The 23,177-nt window shown below is 31.7% G+C and carries 21 protein-coding genes and 1 pseudogene; 4 read left to right on the top strand and 18 right to left on the bottom strand.

Annotated features, from left to right (window positions below; genetic code table 11):
* Window positions 1-627: a hypothetical protein gene (locus BK585_RS23315; protein WP_078557226.1), complete on the top strand. Its 627-nt coding sequence runs from the start codon at window positions 1-3 to the stop codon at window positions 625-627.
* Window positions 628-675: 48 nt separating this feature from the next.
* Here BK585_RS23315 and BK585_RS23310 read toward each other — a convergent pair whose 3' ends face one another.
* On the bottom strand, window positions 676-1,206 hold the full coding sequence (locus BK585_RS23310; protein ID WP_078557224.1) for a hypothetical protein: 531 nt from the start codon (window positions 1,204-1,206) through the stop codon (window positions 676-678).
* A 4-nt stretch (window positions 1,207-1,210) separates the two neighbouring features.
* Window positions 1,211-2,329 carry a hypothetical protein gene (locus BK585_RS23305; RefSeq protein WP_078557222.1) on the bottom strand — a complete coding sequence of 373 codons (1,119 nt, stop codon included), beginning with the start codon at window positions 2,327-2,329 and terminating at the stop codon, window positions 1,211-1,213.
* Window positions 2,330-2,550: 221 nt separating this feature from the next.
* On the opposite strand from BK585_RS23305, the gene BK585_RS23300 reads away from it, so the two are divergent.
* Window positions 2,551-3,003, top strand: a complete 453-nt coding sequence (locus tag BK585_RS23300) for a double zinc ribbon domain-containing protein (RefSeq protein WP_078557221.1) — start codon at window positions 2,551-2,553, stop codon at window positions 3,001-3,003.
* A 64-nt stretch (window positions 3,004-3,067) separates the two neighbouring features.
* On the opposite strand, the gene BK585_RS23295 is transcribed toward BK585_RS23300, so the two are convergent.
* Window positions 3,068-3,397 (bottom strand): YolD-like family protein, encoded by a 330-nt coding sequence (locus BK585_RS23295; protein ID WP_078557219.1) that lies wholly within the window; start codon window positions 3,395-3,397, stop codon window positions 3,068-3,070.
* A 218-nt stretch (window positions 3,398-3,615) separates the two neighbouring features.
* On the opposite strand from BK585_RS23295, the gene BK585_RS23290 reads away from it, so the two are divergent.
* Window positions 3,616-4,410, top strand: a complete 795-nt coding sequence (locus tag BK585_RS23290; protein ID WP_078557218.1) for a hypothetical protein — start codon at window positions 3,616-3,618, stop codon at window positions 4,408-4,410.
* A 137-nt stretch (window positions 4,411-4,547) separates the two neighbouring features.
* Here BK585_RS23290 and xerS read toward each other — a convergent pair whose 3' ends face one another.
* The 4 genes from xerS to BK585_RS23270 form a co-directional block, all read right to left on the bottom strand.
* Complete coding sequence (xerS, locus tag BK585_RS23285; RefSeq protein WP_078557216.1) at window positions 4,548-5,693, bottom strand: tyrosine recombinase XerS; 1,146 nt, start codon at window positions 5,691-5,693, stop codon at window positions 4,548-4,550.
* A gap of 42 nt (window positions 5,694-5,735) precedes the next feature.
* Window positions 5,736-6,854 (bottom strand): hypothetical protein, encoded by a 1,119-nt coding sequence (locus BK585_RS23280; protein WP_170885725.1) that lies wholly within the window; start codon window positions 6,852-6,854, stop codon window positions 5,736-5,738.
* A gap of 163 nt (window positions 6,855-7,017) precedes the next feature.
* A complete protein-coding gene (locus BK585_RS23275; protein ID WP_078557212.1) occupies window positions 7,018-7,290 on the bottom strand; it encodes a hypothetical protein in 273 nt (90 codons plus the stop codon).
* Between the two features lie 74 nt (window positions 7,291-7,364).
* The gene (locus BK585_RS23270) at window positions 7,365-8,234 is read right to left on the bottom strand and encodes a DUF3800 domain-containing protein (protein ID WP_078557210.1); all 870 of its coding nucleotides are present in this window, start codon (window positions 8,232-8,234) and stop codon (window positions 7,365-7,367) included.
* 521 nt (window positions 8,235-8,755) lie between these two features.
* On the opposite strand from BK585_RS23270, the pseudogene BK585_RS23265 reads away from it, so the two are divergent.
* Window positions 8,756-9,030: pseudogene (locus BK585_RS23265) on the top strand (ATP-binding protein); the annotation flags it as partial.
* 541 nt (window positions 9,031-9,571) lie between these two features.
* On the opposite strand, the gene BK585_RS23260 reads toward BK585_RS23265, so the two are convergent.
* From BK585_RS23260 to BK585_RS23210, 11 genes are all read right to left on the bottom strand, one after another.
* Window positions 9,572-11,311, bottom strand: a complete 1,740-nt coding sequence (locus tag BK585_RS23260; protein WP_078557208.1) for an ABC transporter ATP-binding protein — start codon at window positions 11,309-11,311, stop codon at window positions 9,572-9,574.
* 17 nt (window positions 11,312-11,328) lie between these two features.
* Complete coding sequence (locus BK585_RS23255; RefSeq protein WP_078557206.1) at window positions 11,329-13,083, bottom strand: ABC transporter ATP-binding protein; 1,755 nt, start codon at window positions 13,081-13,083, stop codon at window positions 11,329-11,331.
* 98 nt (window positions 13,084-13,181) lie between these two features.
* The gene (locus BK585_RS23250) at window positions 13,182-15,287 is read right to left on the bottom strand and encodes an amino acid adenylation domain-containing protein (protein ID WP_078557205.1); all 2,106 of its coding nucleotides are present in this window, start codon (window positions 15,285-15,287) and stop codon (window positions 13,182-13,184) included.
* Window positions 15,288-15,301: 14 nt separating this feature from the next.
* Complete coding sequence (locus tag BK585_RS23245) at window positions 15,302-16,243, bottom strand: 2,3-diaminopropionate biosynthesis protein SbnB (protein ID WP_342744321.1); 942 nt, start codon at window positions 16,241-16,243, stop codon at window positions 15,302-15,304.
* A gap of 44 nt (window positions 16,244-16,287) precedes the next feature.
* Window positions 16,288-17,262: a 2,3-diaminopropionate biosynthesis protein SbnA gene (gene sbnA, locus BK585_RS23240; RefSeq protein WP_078557203.1), complete on the bottom strand. Its 975-nt coding sequence runs from the start codon at window positions 17,260-17,262 to the stop codon at window positions 16,288-16,290.
* 50 nt (window positions 17,263-17,312) lie between these two features.
* Window positions 17,313-18,437 carry an acyl-CoA dehydrogenase family protein gene (locus BK585_RS23235; RefSeq protein ID WP_078557201.1) on the bottom strand — a complete coding sequence of 375 codons (1,125 nt, stop codon included), beginning with the start codon at window positions 18,435-18,437 and terminating at the stop codon, window positions 17,313-17,315.
* A 4-nt stretch (window positions 18,438-18,441) separates the two neighbouring features.
* Complete coding sequence (locus tag BK585_RS23230) at window positions 18,442-18,681, bottom strand: phosphopantetheine-binding protein (protein ID WP_078557199.1); 240 nt, start codon at window positions 18,679-18,681, stop codon at window positions 18,442-18,444.
* On the bottom strand, window positions 18,682-19,824 hold the full coding sequence (locus BK585_RS23225; RefSeq protein ID WP_078557197.1) for a nucleotidyltransferase family protein: 1,143 nt from the start codon (window positions 19,822-19,824) through the stop codon (window positions 18,682-18,684).
* A gap of 10 nt (window positions 19,825-19,834) precedes the next feature.
* A complete protein-coding gene (locus BK585_RS23220; RefSeq protein WP_078557195.1) occupies window positions 19,835-20,905 on the bottom strand; it encodes a cysteine peptidase family C39 domain-containing protein in 1,071 nt (356 codons plus the stop codon).
* 197 nt (window positions 20,906-21,102) lie between these two features.
* Complete coding sequence (gene aepX, locus BK585_RS23215) at window positions 21,103-21,984, bottom strand: phosphoenolpyruvate mutase (protein ID WP_078557193.1); 882 nt, start codon at window positions 21,982-21,984, stop codon at window positions 21,103-21,105.
* A gap of 73 nt (window positions 21,985-22,057) precedes the next feature.
* Complete coding sequence (locus BK585_RS23210) at window positions 22,058-23,140, bottom strand: nucleoside-diphosphate kinase (RefSeq protein WP_078557191.1); 1,083 nt, start codon at window positions 23,138-23,140, stop codon at window positions 22,058-22,060.
* Window positions 23,141-23,177 lie beyond the last annotated feature (37 nt).

Below are 23,177 nucleotides of genomic sequence, written 5' to 3'. Positions count from 1 at the left end.
TTGAGTATAAGAATGGTGAGTTTACTGATTACCATTGGTGGCATTATTGCCATCCTTTCGTTTAGCTACTTTATAAAAGGTGATGTTGAACTAATAGACCTGAACTTGGCAAAAGAAGTTGTAAGTGAGGATATGGAAAGAGTGGTATCTCAAGAAGCAGCCGTCTATAACTGGGTGTATTCCTCAGATTTAGATGTAGGTTCTTTAGAAAATAACGACCAACGAGTTATTCAGCGTTACCGAGAACAAAGAGGAGTAGTGGAATTTTTATTTGCTTCCATATTGTTAAATGACCCCGATTTATTTATACAATCCTTTAGAGCCGAAACTATCTCTCAGGACTTATTTCTTTCTGACAATCCCAACAAGGAAGAAGTAGTTCGAGAAGTTATGACGAGAATATCAAGGAACGGTTTACTTGAAAAATTGGGATATGAAGAAATAACAAATCGTTTTAATTCAAGTACTCAGACTTCTCGTGTCTATCTGTATTATTTAGATGGCGAAGAGATAACCATAAAATTATCCTTTAAAAAAGCCGGAACAAGTCATCACACCAATGATGAAATATACTTTATTACAACTTCTATTTGGGACATTTATAATTCAATACCCGAGGATAAATAAAAGTGAAAGGGGCTTCATTAAGCTCCTTTCACTTTTTTATAATAGTTACTAAGTTTTTTGGTTACGACTCGCTAGAACTTTCACTTTTGCTTTTTTCCATGTCTCATACTTCCTTATAAAACTACTAGCAGAGGGTAGGTCATGTTCCCTTGCATATTCATCCCACTTTTTAATACTAGCAGTGGAAAAGACCTCGTAATGTTGATTTGCAATATCAATCAGTGTTTTACCTGCATATGATAAAATTTCTTCCCACGTAAAGTGTTTTTTCAATGTTTTATAAGTCGGTAACTTATGCTCCTTCGCATATTCATCCCATTGAAATCGATTCTCTAGGTTTTTTCCATGAACTCTTAGGATTTCTTCCACTTCTTCTTTCTTATAACCTAGATATTCTTTTTGTTCGCTCTTTTTTACATTTAATATCTCTTTAAAGCTGTTCCAAGTATCAAACTTCTTTATAATAGTAATAGAAGGTGGAAGGTTGTTTTCTTTTGCATATTTATCCCAAGCTCTTGCAGTTGTTACATGACTTTTATGTGGTTTTAATAAATCAATTAAGTCCTCAGATTTACTCAAAAAATCACCCTTTTTCAGTTATATCTTCTTCATATTCTTTCCGAACGTCCTCTTCATTACAAGCGTGTAAAGTAACCAATTCGTTATATAAGTTGCTATATTCCTCATCTGTATTTTCGACTGTAGTCAACTTTCGTATTATATTATTTTTCAGTGTAAAAAAATGACTTTGAAAGGATTTAACATATTCTATATAGCATAGGGACTTAGCATAATATTGACTAAAGTTAAAAAGGTCACTACTTTTTGAAGGATCGATAAAAAATTCTATTTTATTTATAGGAATTATAGGAATATCGTGACCTAAATATTCACCAAATTTTTCTTCTCTATTTTCATTATTAATGCTTATCCTAAATTTTTTTGGTTCATAATAACCACCGGTCATTGGTTTATGGATATTAGGGTTATATATAACAACATCTAATTTCTCACAAAGTATATTATCGTAGTACCACTCTTTAACTGACAGAGGACGAGGTAATAATAAATAGATTTCTCTATCATAACCAATACCATAAAGAAAGTTAAATTCTTTTCTTGATGGCAATCGATCTAGTTCCTCGTAACCATCTTCATAAGAGAGAATGTTACTTTCTTCCTCGGAACATCCATCACTTATTAGCTGGTCAATCACATTCTTATTTTTTTCTAACCGTTTTCTTTCAGCATATCCATCTGGGTCCTGTCTTTTAAGTTTTCTATCATGTAAGTACAGGGGTATCTGTGCCAATCCGTATAAAAAAGCTATAGGGATAAGAATAGGCAAAAACACTAAAATCGCACACCCTATTTGAAGGTAATCTCCTACTTTAGTGTCAAATATTCCACCTACCATAGCAAAAATTGTAATAGCAATAAAACCAAATATAAAAAGAACTACTTGAACTCCTATTAATAATAGAAAAATCTTAAAACCAGTAACACCAGGATCGTCAGGATGAATGATACCCAATTGGTCTAGTAATGGAGTTATTCCAATAGTTACAAAGACAGGTTTAATATCGCTCCACATAATTACAATACATATTGCTAAAAAAATGCCTATAATTCCCCAAAAACCCGTTTGTTTACCCCTTATATATTGTAAAGTTGAATCAGCTAAATGCATAAGCATAGTCATATATAATCACCTCTTACTAATTATAAAACACATTTTACACTATATGATATTATTTTAACTCTTAAACTATTTATAGTCAATAGGCTATTGGAAAACAATCAAACTAAATTACTGATTTTACTTATATTGGAACTATACCCTTTGTATTTTCTCTATTTTCTTTTCACTTGTAGTTATATAATAGGCATAATAACCTATAACCTAAAGGGGACGGTAAAGATATGCAACAATATAAACAATGTCAAAACTGTGAGACGCATAATCCTATTAACAAGTTTTATTGTACTAACTGCAATGAATCACTAAAAAATACTAGCATTAATAGCAAAGAGTCTATTGTAGAAAAGAAAAAAGAATGTGCTAATTGCGGTGCGACTGTGGAAAAAAACGTCTATAAATGCAAGGAATGTGGAAGTTTTGTGGCCAAAGGTACTAAATTATCAAAAAGACCTTTTATGATAAGCGATAACAACACTGGAAGTGATAATTCTATAGCATTGTTACTATACATAGTAGCACTTTTGTTACCATCTATCGGGATTATAGTAGGGGCTATCTATACATCTACTACCGACCCATATAAAACAGATTTAGGGAAAAACTTAATTATTATAGGAATATTAAACATTGTTCTTACAATAATTCTTTATATTTTTCTTTTACGCAACTTATAAATAAAACAGCAATCGAATCTTTAAATTCGGTTGCTGTTTTTATACTTTTTATCTGGAGAATTAGTTATCTAATCCTCAAATCAACTAGGGAACTAAATGAAACAAAGTGTCGTTCCTCTTGGTTATCAATAACTCTTAAGTTTTTTGTATTAAGGTCCACATAATGAATACAACCAACAAGGTTATAAATTATTCCCTCTTTCCAATAGGATAGTTCAAGCTCCTGATTCTCCTCCATAGCTTCAGCTATTATTACCTCAAATTCTTCAAGTTGTTGAGGGTCAATTTCAGGTTGTTCAATTTTACTCAATTCATCATATAACTCGTTTAGTTTAGCGACATGCTCAGGTATCATCATAGCTGTCCATTTTTTTGTACCCCGGTCACGTAACATATAGCAAAACTCCTTAGACAATAGTATAAGGTTATTATAAGGGAATGTATGTTCTTGTTCAAGTTTGCTTATTCTCCAGATTAATGAAAAACTGAACGGTAAAATATCTTATTAAGTAACCTACTAAAGATAATCCATAAAATACCTCTTTCCTAGTAATTTCTACTAAGTTAAGATATACAAATATAATAAATACATCATTGAGAGGAGGTTTATAATTGAAGACGATTGTAATGATTTTATTTTCGTTACTTGCACTAACAGGGTGTGGAGTTGAGGAAAATGAGGAAAAAGTGGTAGATATATACCTTGAAGATAGTATAGAAGCAAGAGCAAATATTTTAGAAGTGTTTTCTAGTATTAATCATCCTTTAAAAAATGGTGGGTATATATTATCTGACGATTTTGTGGAATTTAAAACTTCCTTAAATGTATTAGCAATGACAATTGGTTCAGAAGCGAGAATTCAATTTAACAATTCTGAACACATTATTGAGGGATTAGAACAAATAGAAAACCACATTGAAAATATTTCCAACCAACAACTAGTTGAAATTCAATCAGAATTAAATGCACCAAAATATGTTTACATTGCTGGATTAGAAGAGTATTTCGATTATTACTTGGACCGTAGTGATATTAAAGATGGAAGTAGCTCTCTTTTTAACACTTATTTTTCTTCACTTAAAAGGAGATTAGATGATGATGATATGGATAGTTTTAAAGAAACAGCAGAAGAGGCAGTTGGGCAATTGAAACGGTTGAAAGACTACCCTTTAGGTACAATTAATTTGGTCATTACGCTAAACAAAGACAAATTTACAGAAGAACAACGAGAAATGCTTGAAAACTCTCTTATGTATATTGATATGTCTATTGATCAACAAATTGCTATCATGTCAGGATTTTCAACTGGTGACTTGTTAGGCAAAGATGAGTTAGCGGAAGCCCTATTATATATTGAAAATGCACGTGAAGAGCTTGCCAAATTAGAAGCTGCATTAGACATCTAATATATACTCGATAAAAGTGTTTGAAGAAGAAAATAAAATATAACTTTACACAGTTATTATACTTTAACCCCCGTCCTAATTTTAGAACGGGGGTTAATTACTTTTTGTCTTTAATTTAAATTACAATTTTTTCATTCTTATTGTTCTTCCGATTTATTAGTATTATTATGCTGTTTCCTTGAGTCACTTATATTCTTCATAACCTTCTTATGTTCTTTACGGTCAAGGTTAGTGTAGAGAGAGGTAGTTTCAATAGAATTGTGACCCAGCTGATCTCGTAACAATATCATGTTACCGCCACTATTTTTTAAATATTCTCCTGCAAATGAATGGCGCAGTTTATGTGGACTTAAATGACGTTGCCCTTTATTATATGCCTTCGTATAACGTTGTACTAAGTTCTGTATGGCTCTTACGGAAATAGGTTTAACCGTTCCATTATAATTGGTAACGAATACATAGTAATCACTATCTGTAGCCTTATACTTGCTGTTCCTAACTTCAAGGTAATCTTTTAAATCTATTAATGCTTCAGCAAGAATTTGAATAGTATCTTCCTTTTCGCCTTTTCTTACCACATCAATTTGTTCTTCGTTATAATCAATTGCATCTAACGTTAGACTAGCTAATTCGCTAACTCTCAGACCAGTTCCAAGAAATAAAGATAGGATAGCAATATCTCTTTCTTTATTCTTAAGGAATCGTTCTTTCTGTATCTTATCCACTTGTTTTTCATACTCATTGCGAACAAACTCAATCAAACCTGTAATAGACTGGTCATGTAAGATTTTTTTGCTTATTTTTGTTGATCGGCTATTCGAAGTTTCTGTCTTAGATGTTTCTAATGGTATTTTACTCATTACGTTTCTATAAAAATAACATTCACCTTCTTCATTTTCAGTCTCAGTTGTTAAGTAATTGAAGAGGGAGGTAAGAGCAGAGATATTTCGATTAATTGCTGCCTTTGAACGTTTTTTGAATACATTTTTACGTACTTCAATATCGTCTTCACGAAGATAATCAATGTAATATTCCAACTCACTTTTTCTTAAATGTTCTAAAGTGGAAAAGGGTACATCCTTAATCATTTCGGCATCCGTTAATCCTTCACGTAACAGGTATTCGAAGAATTTTTTAAAATCATGTAGATAGCCTAAAAGGGTAGAGGGGGAACGAGATTTTCTTTTTTGAGCCTGTATGTATTCCATAACATAATCAGGGAATTCTTTCATATGATGACTTAATCTCTTTTCATGTTTTTGTTTTTCAATAGAAGAAGACATATTGAACCTCCTTTTTTGCACTAAATGTAATTTTAACGAATATTAGTCCTTGTTATTCTTAACTATAATTGTGGAAGGTGTGATAGGTTCAGTTTTTACTTTAAGTGCATCTGCTGATAATTTAACTGAATCATATGATGATACTTTAAGTGAATCTTCAGTTAAAAAAGAACCGTAATCCGCCACAATACTATATGGGCTAGCGCTAGCTTTTAAAGAGAGATCATCGTTATAGACAATATCCAAAGGACTCTTCCTAACTACAAGTTGTCCGAGTAAACTGTTACTTGAGGTTCTAGACCTCTCTAAATCTTTTATTTTTCGTTGAAGTTCTATTTTATCTGCTTCCTTAATTTCATTATCCTTAAGGACCTGTTCTAGTTTTAAGTTTAACTCTTGTATAAGCTCGTCACTTTGTTTGTTTTGTTGAATTAATTTATTTGTTTGGATTTTTGTTTCACGAATTGAATTTGCTAATTCATCAGCACTTCCAGCAATTCTGTTTAACACCAATAGTTGCTCTTTTATTAGACCATTTTCTAGGTCGTTGGGGTATCTAAGTTGATGGTCAATTTCACTCCATCCTTCCTCAAAGATTGTTCTTACTTGGATCTCACTAATTAGAGTCTGTTTAGTTAGATTTGTCGTAATTAAATAATGCCAAGAACGGTATCCAGCATGGTGTTCGTTAAAATCAAAATCTTTATTTTCTTTTAATTCTTCTTTTGTAAAGTCACCGTCTCTATAGTTAATTGTAGGTGTCTCCACTAAATCCCAATTCTCTCTAATGAATTTGTCAATAAAAATTGCTTGGTCTTTATATAAATGGAGTACTCGGATTCCTATTAAGTCAGTGATTTCTTTTTTATAGTTATCAATTGTAATTCTATATTCTGGATATAATTTCTTTTTTCTTATTGTTTTTCTTATTATTTTATCTATTAGGTGCTTTGCATCTTTAACACGAGTACGAACAGAATGAGCATCAGACTGTTTTCTTAGAATATTGGCTATAGTTTCAGCAGTTGGTGATAACGTAAGTCTGTAATTACTATAATCAATAAAGATATCTTGTAGGGATTCCCAATCCATTTGTGCATCATCGAATTCTTTCTCGTCAACATTAAAGTCTTTAAAAAAGTTCTCTTTATTTAATTTCATCATTAAAACCTCACTTTAAATTAGATTAGTACAGTAATACCGTAAATGTATATGCCAAAAACTAATGTCACAGCCAAACCAGATTGTATTAACTAAATTTCTTTTGTCAATATCATTAATTTTAAAGTTTTATTCGTTTCTAAAATGTTCTCTTAGCGAGTTACTACTCAAACTGAATTAAACTATATTTATCATTGAAGTGTTTAAAAAATAGATGCTCCTCTCGAAAAGCAGTTTCCGGAGATATACTGTTTCCCATTATGCAATCATTTATTACTTTTAGATGATAGGGTTTTCCTAACGAGTAGATAAGATCATAAATAGTATTAGGAAGTTCTCCTTCCAGAATTGTTGAAGCTAACGACAGAATATTTCTAAATTTTTCTACGCGAGAGCGCTTCCCTTTTGAAGAAAATTGCTTAATAATGTATCTCATATTTATTCTCCTCCTACTTGAGTATTGTTACAGGTTGAGTTACTTAAAATTGGTTTCCTAAATATACTAGTAACCTACTGAAATTCTCTGAAATTATTAGCCATGAATAAGTCCATATAATCACCAAAGGAAATTTCCGTAAGTTCCTTATTGCTATCCCATTCATAGTATTTTATTGTTCTTAAGAATTGTTGAAATGGATCTATTTTAAGTAACTCAATGACTAGTTGGTGCTTCTTCGCTTTACCTTTAATTTGTCTTTCACTGTATTGGTCATCTGTTAATCCTGGTGGAACCGGATATCTTCGTATAATCAATCGAATAACCCCAAGAATTAAATCAACCAATTCTATACCGATCATCTGTCCTTTGGTGACCATTTTACTATCTTTCACCCAAAATTGCTCAGCTCGGTATAATGATTGAGTATTTAAATTTTCTTTTAATCGTGTTTCTAGATTATACTTTTCATATTTACCTTCTTTTTCTATAAAAATATCAGTTTTTATGTATACGTCTTTCCCGTAATTACGAAGCAATCCATAAAAGATACGTTCAGGAATTTTCGTATAAACCATTAATGTAGCGTAATTCATGGTTTCTTTTTTTTTGCGGCCCATTTGCTTTTTGCTCCCAATATCATCAGACAGTTTATAACGCAAGTCGAGGGAGGAGCGGTTGTAATTAATGACATTCATCCGTGTATACTTTGCAATGGTTGAAAATGCGGTAATGGCCTCTTTAATATTTTCTCTTAGCACCCCGTCACCCGTATAATCTGTCCAATGCAATTTTATTTCTTTAGACCGTAATCGCTCGTTAAGGGCATTCATTTCTTGTGAAATGTAAACGGAATGGGGGATGAGTAAGCCACCCATTGTTGTTGGTTTATCGGAATCTTGACCACTTTCATCAAAGAAAATATTCATTAACTCTGTAGACACATTTTATCCTCCTTATTGACGTATTTAGATAAATATTATATAGTAATATTACGTTGTAGCCCCGTATCAAGATACGGTTAGTATAACGTAGGATTGACAGAGTACCCGTACCTAGGTTCGGTGAAAATTAATCCGACACACAAAACTATGAATAATAATAAATCTTCGGCAGCTAAGCTTTTCTAAGTTTAGCTGTTTTTATTATACCATATTTTAATTGTTAATTGTTCGTTAAATTAGTATTTAACGCGAAATAACTTTATTTATTAGTTAAAACTACTTTTTTGTAGAAAGAAGTAGCAAATAGTCCAATATATTATTGTTGTAGTTTATAATCCTAAAGTTTTCTACCCTTTAATTATCTTTTTTGTCGCAATTTATATAGTCTATCCCTTTTAATTCGATTCTCATTTACAATTTATCCCACTAAATTGTTGTTACTTTTTGATATTTGAGCAAATTTATCTAACTAGATATTCTCATAAACAGTATTTTGTATATAAAAAGTAAACAAAGTTGCTATTGTGCTTGATGATTTAATGTATATGGCAATGGACCAACACGAAGCAAATCTCTTCTTTCACTTGGTCAACATCTTTATGAACGAAGTTCGATAATATTAACATCCAATAAAGGACCTGAAGAATTGGGAGAGTTACTGGGAGACCAGGGGATTACAACGGCGATGTTAGCTCGCCTTCTCCATCGCTCTGAAGGTATTCACTTCGATGGGGCTAGTCACCGTATAAAAAATAGGGACTCCCTATTCCAAGCGAAAAGTGCACAAACTAAATAAGCTAAAAGTGTTCAAAAACAAAGAGCAAAAACTGTTCCTACTTGATGGTTACAAAACTTTGTACTTTTATTTGCAAAACACAAGAAACACTCATTTTGTTGTTTCCTTTCCATAATAAAAATTGATAATTACAAAAAAATTCTCAAACATACAAAATATACAATGCGAATGATAATAAAAAAAGACGACGTCCTTTTCCTTTGCTACAGTTGTTAAGGATATAATATCCATCATCTCTGTACAGGTAAGAACGTCAGTTTTGAGACATTATATAGTAGAATTTTATCACTAACTATTTGTTAAGGTTTTTAATTTTTTGTATTGACCTAATATCCCCTTAATTGTAAGATTGTTCATCTAATTTTGAAAAAGTATTTATGACCGTTTCACACTTGGTGAGCACATAATTAAATTCCTATTCAATTCTCAAATTTGATTTCAGACATTTCTTATAATCTCGTGGTATAAAACCCCATTACAAAACCTATATTTCTTCACTTCTTAGTCAACTTAGTCAAACGACTTGATTACTTAAAAGGTTTCAGGAACTGAGGACTTGATTCATTTGTTTCTCTTCGTTGGCCCGAATTAAATTGGCATAGACGCCATGCTTCAGCATTAACTCATCGTGAGTCCCAATTTCAACAATTTTTCCTCCGTCCAGGACAATAATCTCATCGGCATTCATAATAGTTGAGAGGCGATGAGCAATAATGATTGTTGTTTTTCCTTGCCTCAGACCATCAATTTCTCGTTGAACGAAGTACTCGGTCTCATGATCCAGTGCTGAGGTGGCCTCATCAAGTATCAATACTTCCGTGTCACGTAACAATGCTCGCGCAATAGAGAGACGTTGTCGCTGTCCACCAGAAAGTGTAATTCCTCTTTCTCCAATCACTGTATCGTATTGGTCCGGTAGAGACGAGATATACTCATGAATTTGCGCTTTTTTACAAATCTCTACCATTCTTTCGTCTGTAATAGATTCGTTCCCCATTAGTAGGTTAAATCGAATTGTATTAGGGAAAAGGTATGGCTCTTGAAAAACAACACTAACTTTCTCGCGCCAAAATGTCTCAGACAGCTCATATAACATGCTATCATTAACCTGAATTGTCCCATTTGTTGGTTGAGAAAATGCTAGTAGTAGCTGTGCGATGGTCGACTTTCCACTACCACTTTGACCGACAATCGCAACCTTTTTACCAATCGGGATCGTAAAAGTTACATCCTTTAGAATAAGCTCATTCCCCTGCTCATACTGGAACGATACTTTTTCCAAGGAAAAGTGTTGAATAGAACCATCAAGCTTCTTCTCTCCACTCTTTTCAAGGGGCACATCTAACACTTGGCGAATTCGCTCCACATTAGCCAATCGATTGTATACCAGCATGACTTTATTAAACATCTCCTGAAAATCTAGCATCAACAAAGTAGTTAACTGTAATACAACAACAAAGCTACCTAGAGACATTTCATTCTGGACGACCAAAAAGCCGCCATAAGCCAACACCACCAAAACGGTCACCCAACGAATCGGTTCACTCACAAACATTTGCAGATTTATCAGTTTTCCTTCGTTAATAATGCTTTTTAGGTATTTAGCAAATACCTTGTTATACTTTTCTTCTTCCCATTGTGTACGATTAAATGCGATTACTTCACGAGTGGATGAAACACCCTCTTCAAGAACAACGACGAGATCAGCCTTAGCTTCGTTTACTGATTTCGAATACTTCTTTCCTTTATCCTTGAAATAGATGGAGCCAATTATATAGCATGTACTTAAAAGGATAATAACACTCAATAGTACGGGGCTAGCAAATCCAATAATGACAGCAAGCACAATCACTTTAATTGCTTGATAGAAAAAGCGGGGGATTTCCTCACCAATGAGACCGGCAACATTTGGGATATCCCTAGAAAAATATTGAGCAAATTGCGCTGACCGCTGCTTCTGAATCGAGCTAATAGGCATTCTGTACATGTATTTCATGAATTCCTCAGATAAACGATTATCAATCCGCGCGACGCATTTATGCATCGGACGAGGCCCAATGGTGAAAAACAAGGCAAATGTTAACAAACACGTTACAAGTAAAATTAAATTCGGTAAAAACTTTTCTTCCTTTCCACCAATGAAGACTTCATCGATAAAAAGTTGCTGAACCGCAATGATCCCTATATTTGAGACTCCTTCTATAGTCATAAACAGAATGCCTAAAAAAAACAACCCTTTTTCTTTAGAAATATAGTGAAAAAGCCATCTAACTGTTTCCATACACTCCCCCCTTTTCTCTAGCTCACAATAGAATGAGCCTCTTTTAATTGATAAAAATGTCCTCGCTGTTCTAAGAGTTCTTGGTAACTACCCATCTCAACAACTCTTCCGTGGTCAACAACTACAATTTTATCCGCATGCTGAATGGTTGAAATTCGGTGAGCGATGATGATCGTCGTTCGACCAGCTGCAAGATTGGTAAGAGCTTTTTGGACGTGTGTTTCACTGATTGTGTCCAATGAAGAAGTCGCTTCATCTAGAAGAAGGATTTTTGGATCTTTGAGAAACATTCGTGCCAACGCAATTCGTTGTTTTTGTCCCCCAGAAATGTTAATACCTCTTTCACCGAGAAGCGTTTGGTAACCATCGGGTAACTGCTCAATGAATTCATCCGCATAGGCTTCTCTAGCTGCTTTATAGATGTCTTCGTCGTTCGCTTCTGGACGACCGAATTTTATATTTTCATAAATGGTATCACCAAAAAGATAGGTTTCTTGAAAAACGTAGCCAAGACACTCTCTTAGATGGGAAAGAGGAATATCCTTTAACTCTTTACCATCTAACAAGATACTCCCACTTTGAACATCGTAGAATCGACCGATTAACTTTAAAATGGTCGTTTTCCCCATTCCACTGGTGCCAACAAGAGCTACTGTTTCGCCTGGAGTAATATGAAGAGAAAAATCATCTAAAATTTTTGGCCCCTGCTTACTATATCCGAAATGCACAGAATCAAAGACCAGTTCTCCCTCTATTGAGAGTTTTTCCTTTCCTACCGCATCCTTAACTTCAGGGGATAAACGACTAAAGTCGTAAAGAATGTTTGCTTGTTGCATCATCATTTGTTGTTCAGTCACTAGAGTGATAATGATTGTTAAACGCTGCATCGCAACAAAATAATAAAGTATAAATGCGGTAATCTCACCAACGGACAACAAATTGTGCTGGATCAACCAAAAGCCGTAAATGAAAATGATCACTGCTCCAATATAGTAGGACAATCGTCTAACAGACCCACGCCAATAACCAAACCAAAATAATGATAGGAGTCCCTCGTTTAGTGATCTCTTTTTACTATTAAATTGTTGTAAATCAACTTTTTCAGCACCATTCGCTCTTATTTCAACTATTGCTGATATACTTTCGTACGCCTTGTTGTTAAAACTGACGCGATTTTCAGAAGACCGCTTTCCCCATATGGCAGCACGACGTTCTAAATATGGACCAATTAAATAGTAGAGAAATAAACAAGGAACCGTAATTAATGTTAGATGAAGACTAGTGCTGACCATTAACCCAATAGAGATAACGGAAAAAATAGATAATCCAATCATAGAAGGAAAGTGATTGCGATATAGCTCCTGTATGTTTTCAACCTCAGAGTTAATGAGAGCGAGACTTTCGCCAACAGGATGTTTTTCAAAATAGGAAAAACCTAATGATCGGAGATGTTTAAACATGGTGAATTGGAGGTTTTTCGAAGCCTTTTCTTGAATTGTCCGTTTCAATAAATTAGCCACTCCATTAATAATAATCATTATAACTATTAAAATGGCCAACCCCAAAAGAAGTGAATAAAAAAGTTTAATGTCCTCTTGTGGGACAACATCATCAATAAAAATTTGCATGACTTTTGGAATCATCAATTCAATGTAAGACGACACAATAAAACAGCATATTAGTAAAAGTACTTGCCATTTATAGGGACGCATAAATGACAATAACCATAGGTATACCGTCAAATTTTTCCTTCTTTCTGTTCGGAGAGACATTATTAATCACCTTTTTCCTTTATTCTCAATAAATCTTAGTAGTTATAAGGGATTTTGTTAAAGTATCTAAGTTAACTATTTTCACACCCATATCTACTTTAATATGGATAAGGAAGTTTTTTTCTATCGACTTTTCCATTAGAATTTAGAGGGAAATAATCCATCTTCACCCAAAACATAGGTACCATATATTTCGGTAGAAATTTATAAAGCATTTCTTTGATCATTTCACCTGAAAGTGTTTCTAAAGATGTGATATAGTATGCAGTTAAAACTGTATTATCATCTTTATCTTTTACGGCGTGAACTACTACGTCGTCTATGCCATGGATTTTTATTATGTTCCTTTCAACTTCCTCTATTTCAATTCGGTGTCCTCTCACTTTCACTTGAAAATCTTTCCTACCTATAAAATTGAGGTTCCCACTCTGATCCCAGTACCCTAAGTCACCAGTTCTATATATCCTAGATTCACTTAATGAATTATTAAAGAAAAACACATCATTAGTCTTAGACTGGTTATTTAGGTACCCGGGTCCTACACCAATTCCGGAAACAAAAATTTCCCCCTTTATGCCAATTGGACAAAACTTATTAAATTGGTCCAAAACATAAACGTTCATATTTTGTATTGGTTTCCCTATCGGAATTGAATTTGTACTGCTTTCAATTTTCTCTTCTACTATAAAATGAGTGATATCATCAGATGCTTCTGTAGGTCCGTAGACATTTGATAAAACAACATCATTATTAAGATCAAACCATTGTTGTGCTATATCTTTTTTTAGCACTTCTCCTGTAACTAATAAAAATTCCAGCTTTGACAAATCAACAATGTTTTTCTTAAGAAATTTTAATATCGAAATTAAATATGTAGGGACAACTTCTAATACTGTAATAGTATCATCACTTATAGATTTCATGAATTTTCTTACATTTCTAATGACATTATCCCCATAAATTACTGTTCTCCCACCAATAGCCAATGGGGCAAACATTTGCCAAACCGAAATATCAAAACTTTGAGACGCATTCTGTGCAACAATAGAGGTTTGGCTTAGTTTAAAATCATTTATTTTTGCCCAAATATGATTAATCATTCCTATATGTTCAACCATTGCGCCTTTAGGTTTACCAGTAGAGCCAGAAGTGAATATAACATAGGCTAAATCATGATTATTAATTAACTTATTTATATTATTTTTATCAAACCTAACATGTTCATTTATTATTTCACTTATTATAAAATACTTTCTATTGCTAAGATTAGATAAATCACTCTTATTGGTAATGATATATCTACTTTTTGATTCATCCAAAATCATTTCAACTCTTTTTTGAGGAATCTTTGGGTCTATAGGAATATATATGGCACCAATTTTCCATAATGCAAGTATACAAACTAAAAACCATTCATTTCTTTCTAATTTTATTGTGACAAGCTCATTTTTTTTTATTCCCATAGATTCAAACAATCTACCAAATTGATTAGCCTTTTGATTGATAAATTGGTATGAAAACATTTCTTCACCAATTTGAACAGCAATGGATTCTGGATTTTTCTTTACTTGAATTTCAAATAGTTCAATAAAATTATTGTTTATTAATACACTTTCACCACAAGAAAATCCCTCAATGATTTCCTTTTCACTTTCAGTTAGCATATCAATAGTATCGACTTGTGCAGTGGGTTTTCTTGTATAACTAGTTAATAAACATTTAAAGTGATTTATCAATTTTGTAGTTTTATAATTAGAATTTAGCAAGCTATCTTTTATTACAATTTCATTATTTGAACATACAAAAATAATTTTCCCTTTTACTTCAATATCACTATCAGTAACTAATATATCTACATTTATGCCACTATCATCTTCTAAAAATTCTTTCTTTTGCTTTTTTGTTTTTACTATATTTAGAATATCTAAAAAGGTTAATTCCGCACTTGTTTCAAAAGGATAATATTCAAAAATATCATTTTTATTTACCTTTCCTATTAAAACCTTATCTTGATTTGTATAAGTTGCAATTAACATGATTAATGTCCCAAAAACTAAATCTTCTAGAACATATTTATGCTTTTGCTGAATTGAATTACATATTCGATAGAAACTATCATCAAAATCCACTTTATACGTATTACTCAGTTCTTTTGAATCTTTCGTAGTCAAGGGACTATAGTAATCTTCAATTGAAAATTCCATCAAAACTCTCCTTCCTAATCAAGTCTAATCCCAATATTATTATCTAAGGCTTTGGTATAATAATAACTTCCAATAGTAATATCAAATATTGACATGCCCATTGGATTAAACATAATTGAGTTCTCCAAAGGTATATTTCTAATTGCATTTTTTAATACAACATCATTAATAGAATACGTATCAGATTTTTTAAGGCCCTTTTGTTTATGCATTATTTCTATATCGGTGTTTTCTCTGCAAACTTCCTCCCAATTGTCTACTATTATTGAATCTTTCATGTGGTCATAGATGCTAGGTTCGTAATCTCTAAGAGATACATTTAAATGTAATGACCCTTTTTTAGGAGAAAGATTTATATACCTTTTATCTGAAACAGTACAAGTTATTAATATATCTGAATTCTTATAAACTTCTTGCCAGCTAGAGCACACATTTATCTTGTGATTAGTTTTCAATAAATCATTGTTTATTGTTTTTTTATCATAAATCATAATATTATTTATTTTTTCATTGTATAAATCCTCAAAACATTTTAAATGGTTTTGTCCAATCGGACCAAATCCAATTATACCAAGGTTGAAGTTTGAAAACTCCCTTACTATGTCAACGTACTTGGCCACTAGCGCAGAAACCGCTACAGTTCTATAAATACTCAGTAAAGCACCATTAATAATAGAAATTGGTTCACCAGTTTCAGCATTGTTAAGTATTAAGACACTATGGGCTCTTGGTTTATTATAGTTTATATTGTCAGGGAAACTCGATATCCACTTAATTCCAGATTTATTTATTAAACCTCCAATGTATGCTGGCATTGCAATTATTCTATTTTTTTGGTCCTTATATCTTAAATATGGTTTTATTGGTTGAGAAAAATCATCTTCATGCATAATTTTCACAGCTTCTTCTACATTAGCAACCAACTCATTCCAATTAGTACCTAATGTCTTTAGTATCTCTTCGTTAAGATAAATAACTTTAATTACCTCCCTAAATATAATTATCTAAATTCAGAAACTAATTGTGACTTGTATTTTGATATCCATTTATTATTATAGATGGTGGAAGAATATCTATCTCCACGGTCAGGAAAAATTGTAACTATTTTAGCATTCATTCCCGGCTTTGAAATTCTTTCAAGGTATACTTTTACAGCAGCAAAAACAGCCCCAGATGATCCACCCGCATACACCATATGATTTTTTAAAAGTTCATGACAACTATCGATTACGGCTAATTCATCAACATGAACATAATCATCAATAATAGCTTGATTTAAAATTTCAGGAACCATGCTAGAGCCTATACCAGGTATTAATCTTTTTTTAGGCTTGTCACCAAAAATAACGGAACCTTTTACATCAACTGCAATAATCTTACAATTTGGATTATCCTCTTTAATCCGTTGAGAGAGCCCAGTAATAGTTCCGCCAGAGCTTACACCAACAAATAAATAGTCTATTTCCTCTAATTCGTCGCAAAGTTCTTGCCCTAATGTCATATAATAAGCTTCTGCATTATATGGATTTGCGTATTGATTAATCCAATAGCTATTGGGATAACTAGTACATAATTCATTTACTTTTTTTATTCTATTTAAGAGATACCCTCCATGCTCATCAGGAATAGTAATTTTATATACTTGACTACTCATGGTCTCAATTAAAAATTCGTTAATAGGGTTTATATTTTGGTCAATTACACATGAGAAATTTAAATTGTTTATTTTTGAAAAAAATGATAGAGCTACACCGAAATTTCCAGAGGAAGATTCAATCAGTAAAGTATCACTGTTGATCTCCCCACTATTTAACAATTTGTTAATAATAAATTTTGCCGCTCTATCTTTTATACTTCCTGTTGGATTGAAATACTCTAATTTAACTTTCATTTCATTATTTCCTAACCAATTTGGTTTTAATTCTATTAGGGGCGTATTTCCTACTCTATCAATTAATTCATTATATAAATTCATACAATCACTCTTTTTCATATGATATTTGAATTGATAGCCAAATATTAATACTACCTGTCTAAGAAACTTAATTTCCCATTAATACTTAGTAATTTATGATTATTTAACATTAATCTAGCTGATCTAAGGTCTCTGAACACTCTTTCTAATGGAATTAATTTGTTTCTTTGATAACCTAAGTTCAAACCAGCTATTTGTAACAATTCGTCAACAGCTTGAAATAAATATTCTGATGCAGATATCTTAAGATTATTCACCTTAATTTTGTATTTTAATTCATCAAAAACCTTTTTATCATTAGTAATATACTCATATAAAACACTATCTAAATAACCTTGAATCATATCAATTTTCATTCTAACTTTGCCTACACTTTCTAAAAATAGATCTGACTTAAGATTATAATGACCTTTTAATTCATTAGATCTAATTAATTTCAAAAAGCGTTCTAAAACACCTTTACATGCACCTAACCAACTTGAAACCCACATTATGTGACCTATAGGAACTGCTGTGTACGACTGTATTTTGTTAGTCATCCCTGCACCTAAAATATCATCAAACTTTATACTAGACTTTATAGAGACACTACAACTTTCTGTACCTTTCATTCCCATCGTGTTCCAGTTACTTTGTGTGTTTATTTTTAAACTGTTTCGTTCAGCTAATGCAAAAACTGGACCTTTCCCAAGATAGTCATTCATTAAAATGATAAAAATATCACCATAGTTAGCACCTGTTACATTAGGAGCTGCTCTGGAGATATTTATTACATTATTATCTATGGTCATTTCATTTAGATATCGACTGTCACTAGTTTTATATTCAGATGTAACAGATACAATATAACTCTGAGAATCAGCAATCTTAGGTAGTATTTGTTTCTTTATGTCCTCATTGGCATGGTTAATTATTATGCACAGTTGTTGACAATGCATAGCCCAAATCATCCCTGTCGATAAACAGCTAGATGATATTATTTGAGCAGCTTTAACTAATAATTCTAATTTAGCTCCATCTCCTCCATACTCCTTAGGTATCATCGGAGCCATCAATCTAGCTTCTTTTAATTTTTCAAGGTTGGTAGAAGGAAAACGATTGCTATTATCGAGTTCATCTGAATATTTTTCGAATTCAGATGCTATTGATTTAAACCGTTCTAGTAAAAGTTCCATTTTTTCACCTATCTAGTTTCATTTTTATAATCTCATTTATTGAACCCCAAATGCTATTTCCATTTTTGAATGACTCTTCATTTAAGTATTCATCTGGAAACTCTATATCAAAGGCGTCTTCTAAATCCAAAATTAAATCAATTGTTCCCAATGAGTCTATACCCATATTGCTGAGTTCCCTTTCCATATCAAACTGGTCAACTACATGTTCTCTCATAATTTCTTCAAATCTACTAACTTCCATTTATCCTCTATCTCCTAAAAACTCTTCATTTACTTTTATTTGTTTTACTCTGTCTATATTAAATATTCTCTTTATAATAGGATCTCCCCAAACATGTGCTACATTTTCATTGTTGTAATAATAAACTTCATTGATATAATCTAGATTCTTGGGAGAAATAGCTTTAATTATATTCACAGGTATCATTAAATCAAAAATATTAATCACATAATGAAGAGAATAATATACTTCTTTTTCAACATTTAATTGTTGTATTCTGAATAGGAATTCTTTCCAATTAATATTAGAAAAATCTTCAATTAAATAATAGATATCACAGAGTTTATACAGATTTAAATCACCATAATGCAAAACTTCCATTAATGATATTGCCTCCTTATAAAAATGAATGCAAAGAAAGATTAAGAAATCGTATAAGTCTAATGTATAAAAACTCCCCTCACCTAACTTCATTTCAACACGCCGATTTAACAGTTGTTGAACTTCCATGTCGGTTTTATTGCCAGTCATAAGATCAATTGAAAATTGTAAGTCTACTTCATGGTGAGGTAGTATTGGATTTCCTTTGTGAACTAGCGGAATTACTTCATGCGAGACCATTGTTCTAACTATTTTTTCTCTCCTACTTGCTTCCGTTATTTCATCATTGATTACATTATAATTCCCCTGAGTGTAACCCTTATCTTTTAGAATAGTTAGTGCTTGCTCAAGTTGTGAAGAATGAATTAGAATATCATTATCCCCAAATTCTCTCATTCCAAAATCATTATAAATTACAGAGGAAGATACAAAACCCTTTAAAACAACATGTTTTACATTATTCTTTTCAAATTCATTACATACCTCTAATGTGAGTTTCATATTTTCTTTTGCTTTTAACATCTGATATCGATAAGCATAGTCTAATTCTTTAAAGAAATTTGGATAGGTTAATTTTATATTAAAATCCCTTCCAAATATTTTTTTTAGATTACTCCATGCGATTCCTTTTATTCTATGTAAAGATAAAGAGCCCATGATTCTTTCCCAATCAAGATGACTCTCCATTAATTGTATTAAAATCCCTCTTTCCTCTTTAGAAAGATTCTTCTTAGCTAACATTAACACCAATCTTTCTTCATTATCCAAATAGTTCGTATTCATACTCTCCTCCTTATATAATGCTGTCTAATAAAATCCTTAATTTATCATTAGCCTCCCTTTCTAAACTTACAATCTTCCCAATACGGTCCTGACATTCCTTATAATTAGTACACTTTCCTTTTTTCATCTTTACTTTATACATATATTGTGTCCTATTTTTAAGCATTTCCCATTCTTTCGAAAGTGTCTGATAATCTTCATAAATCTCTTTCCCTTTGGAAGTATCAACTTTATATTCTGTTAATATAGACTTAATGATTAAAGCGTTTCTACCATGTAATTGCTGGAACGAATTAAACCTTAGGGCCAAAATATTAATTTCCCTTAACATATTAATATAATCCAGAAACTCTTTATTAAATTCATCTAATGCGCTAAACCCAGTTTGATAATAAATGTCATACTGCTCATTAAAAAATAGTTTACTCTCTAATAAATTTTTTGTTGTCTCTCTAGCATGATACAATATATAATTAGGTTCACTAACCTTTGGGAGGTTCTCTTTAATCTTACAAGTCCTCACACCAATTGTTTGATTTTTTTCATAAATAAAATAAGTTGATGATTCATTAACACAGCTATATGGTAATTTATAGTAGTCAAGTTTACCTGGATGCATACAATCTTCTATTGCATAGTAACACTGCTCATAGTCATTATAACCATAAATAAAAACAGGATGAACCATATGAAATTTACCTGCGTCTCTACCATTCGGATAAAAATATCTATCTACCTTTAGTAAAATGTAATAATCTTCATGTAAAAAATTCTTAATATACTCATGCAACTTTTTATAATCAGTTGATGTAAATTGTTTTTCTTTTACTGTTATTAAGTTCTGAATATGCTCTAAATTGTAAGATACTTCTGGAAAGAAAAGACCACCTTCTAGTAAGTTTTTTTTTACATTGGTCGAGCTAAATTTCTGTTTTGTTTGTATCTTTAAGTAGGAAACACTCATTTCAAAAATAATATTCTTAAATGATGGGTTATGATTAATTAACATCCCTACAAAATTATTATATTTGCAATCTAACCAAATATCGTTATATGGTCTTATTGCTAATAATTTTTTCATCTGCTCACTACCCCTTTTAATAGTATCTAGGTATTCAATAACAAAACTTAGATAATACAATCTAATTTGTATTTAAACCAATTATCTTATTGTAAACCTGCTGTATACCAATATTTTGTAAACTGCCTATATCCTAAAAAAGTCCTTCAAGCTCTAACCAAGTCAAAATAACTAGTTCCTTATGTTATAAAATCTAATTATCTAATTTCTAATAGGTTTTTTTTATATCTATCTTCTTTTTCCCTCATTTCAAACATCCCTTGCAATTCAAATACTCTATCCATTGAAGTTATACTTGACTCAATATATGCTGTAGTCCCATCCTCAATGATGCGCGAGAATACATTCTCCATTGCCGTGATTGCACTTCTCAACCCATGATTAGCGTAAATCACCATCTTTATGTTTAAATCTGACATTTCCTTTGTTGTAATATTTGGATATGTCGTCGGAACTATTACAATTGGTGTTTTTTTATCAAACTTTGTTATAAATTCTTGAATTTCATTAATATCATCCATTTTTGAATGAATTAGAATGGCATCTGCGCCTGCCTCAACATAAGCATCTGCCCTTTTTAATGCCTCTTCCATCCCCATTCCAGCAATTAGAGCCTCAATTCTCGCGATTATAACAAAATCAGGATTAACCTGAGTATCTTTCGCAGCTCTTATTTTTTGTTGAAAATCACTAATATCTTCCAATTTTTGAGACCCTTCTATAAAGCTGTTAAGTTTGGGAAACCTCTTGTCTTCTATACATATACCAGCAATACCATTTCTTTCATATTCTTTTACCATTCTAATTACATTATTAACACTTCCATAACCAGAGTCACAATCGCAAATTATAGGAATTGACGTAGCTTGATTCATAACAATAGCCGCTTGTAAATTTTCAGTCATTGTCAAAATATTAGCATCTGGTACCGCATGAGATGCAGATATTTCTAAACCACTTGCCCAAATGGCATCAAAACCAGCTTGTTCTGCAAGCTTTGCGCTTAAACCATTGTGTGCCCCAATAACCTTAATAATTTCTCCAGAGTTCAAAAGTGCCCTTAATTTTTGCGTTTTCATACTCTTATCTCCCATCAAAATCGTAATAAGTCTTTATTTTAGTCGTTCACTTAATAGAATGTTATGATAAACACTAAATTTGAATTTCTTCTTCTATATTTAAGAATGTACTAATTAATATTAAGTATTCAATATTTTTTATCTTCACATCACAGTATTCTAATTTTTTAAATATCGTTATCCAATCTTTTTTTGAAGAATTTTTCAAAGATAATAAATCATAGGAAATATCCCAGAGTATATGTGCTTTAATATAATCCTTTTCTTCAAAAAAGTTGTGAAAACTATCAATCTTAGTTTTGTTATATCCTATGATTAGTTCATCAGTATAGTTTTTTATTGCTTGTATTTGTTCTATTCTTTCAACCAATTGTTCTCTCTTTTCTAGCGCTTCGGTTAAAATATTTTGTAAACTTATAATTGAACGAATAGAATGTTTAGATAATTGTAATATCTTTGAATATATTCGATGAACTAATGAAAATAAAATAGAAAAGAAAGAATAGTTTAAATTATTTTCATTTATATATCCGTTTAAATACTTCTCTTTAATATCATTTATACTAAGGCCTCTTGTATGACCTAAATGAATATCTTCAATTTCATTAATAGCCTGAATAACATCTTCGGTGTTGAAAAATGGTTCAGAATCTCTTAATAAAAAGGCACTGTTATCAGGCGTATGAACAAAATTTAACAAACCATTAATTGTGGGTAATTGATTACGTAAAGTAGATTCCTCGGCATTTAGTGGTATTCTATACCCTTTAATTCTTTTAAGTTCTCTTAGAATGGGTTCATTTATTTTCTTATCTCTACATACCATCAGAGCAGCAGTTGGACCCATAATATAACGTTCTTGGATTAACCACCACCGGAATGAATTAGCAATACTTTTGGGTATAAATTGTGCCAGCTGTTCTTTAGTAAAAGAGTCGATAACACAAATCCTTAAAAAGACAAATCCACGGTCCTCTAATAATGTTAAAACTTTTTCTACATTGGAAGTGATAAAAGTTTCGGGTCCTAACAAAATCAAACCCAATTCTCCAAGAGAATCAATAATATTATCTTCAGCAGATTCAACAAAATAATTTAGGCTATCTGAATCAAATACCATTTTTTGTTTCTCACTTATTAAATCTTTTATTATCATACCAACACCTCTTTAAACAAAATGAAAAAAATATTAT

The organism is Bacillus alkalicellulosilyticus (assembly GCF_002019795.1).
Lineage (GTDB): Bacteria > Bacillota > Bacilli > Bacillales > Bacillaceae_F > Bacillus_AO > Bacillus_AO alkalicellulosilyticum.
The sequence above is the reverse complement of the archived record's forward strand: the minus strand, read 5'-3'. Positions and strand labels throughout refer to the sequence as shown.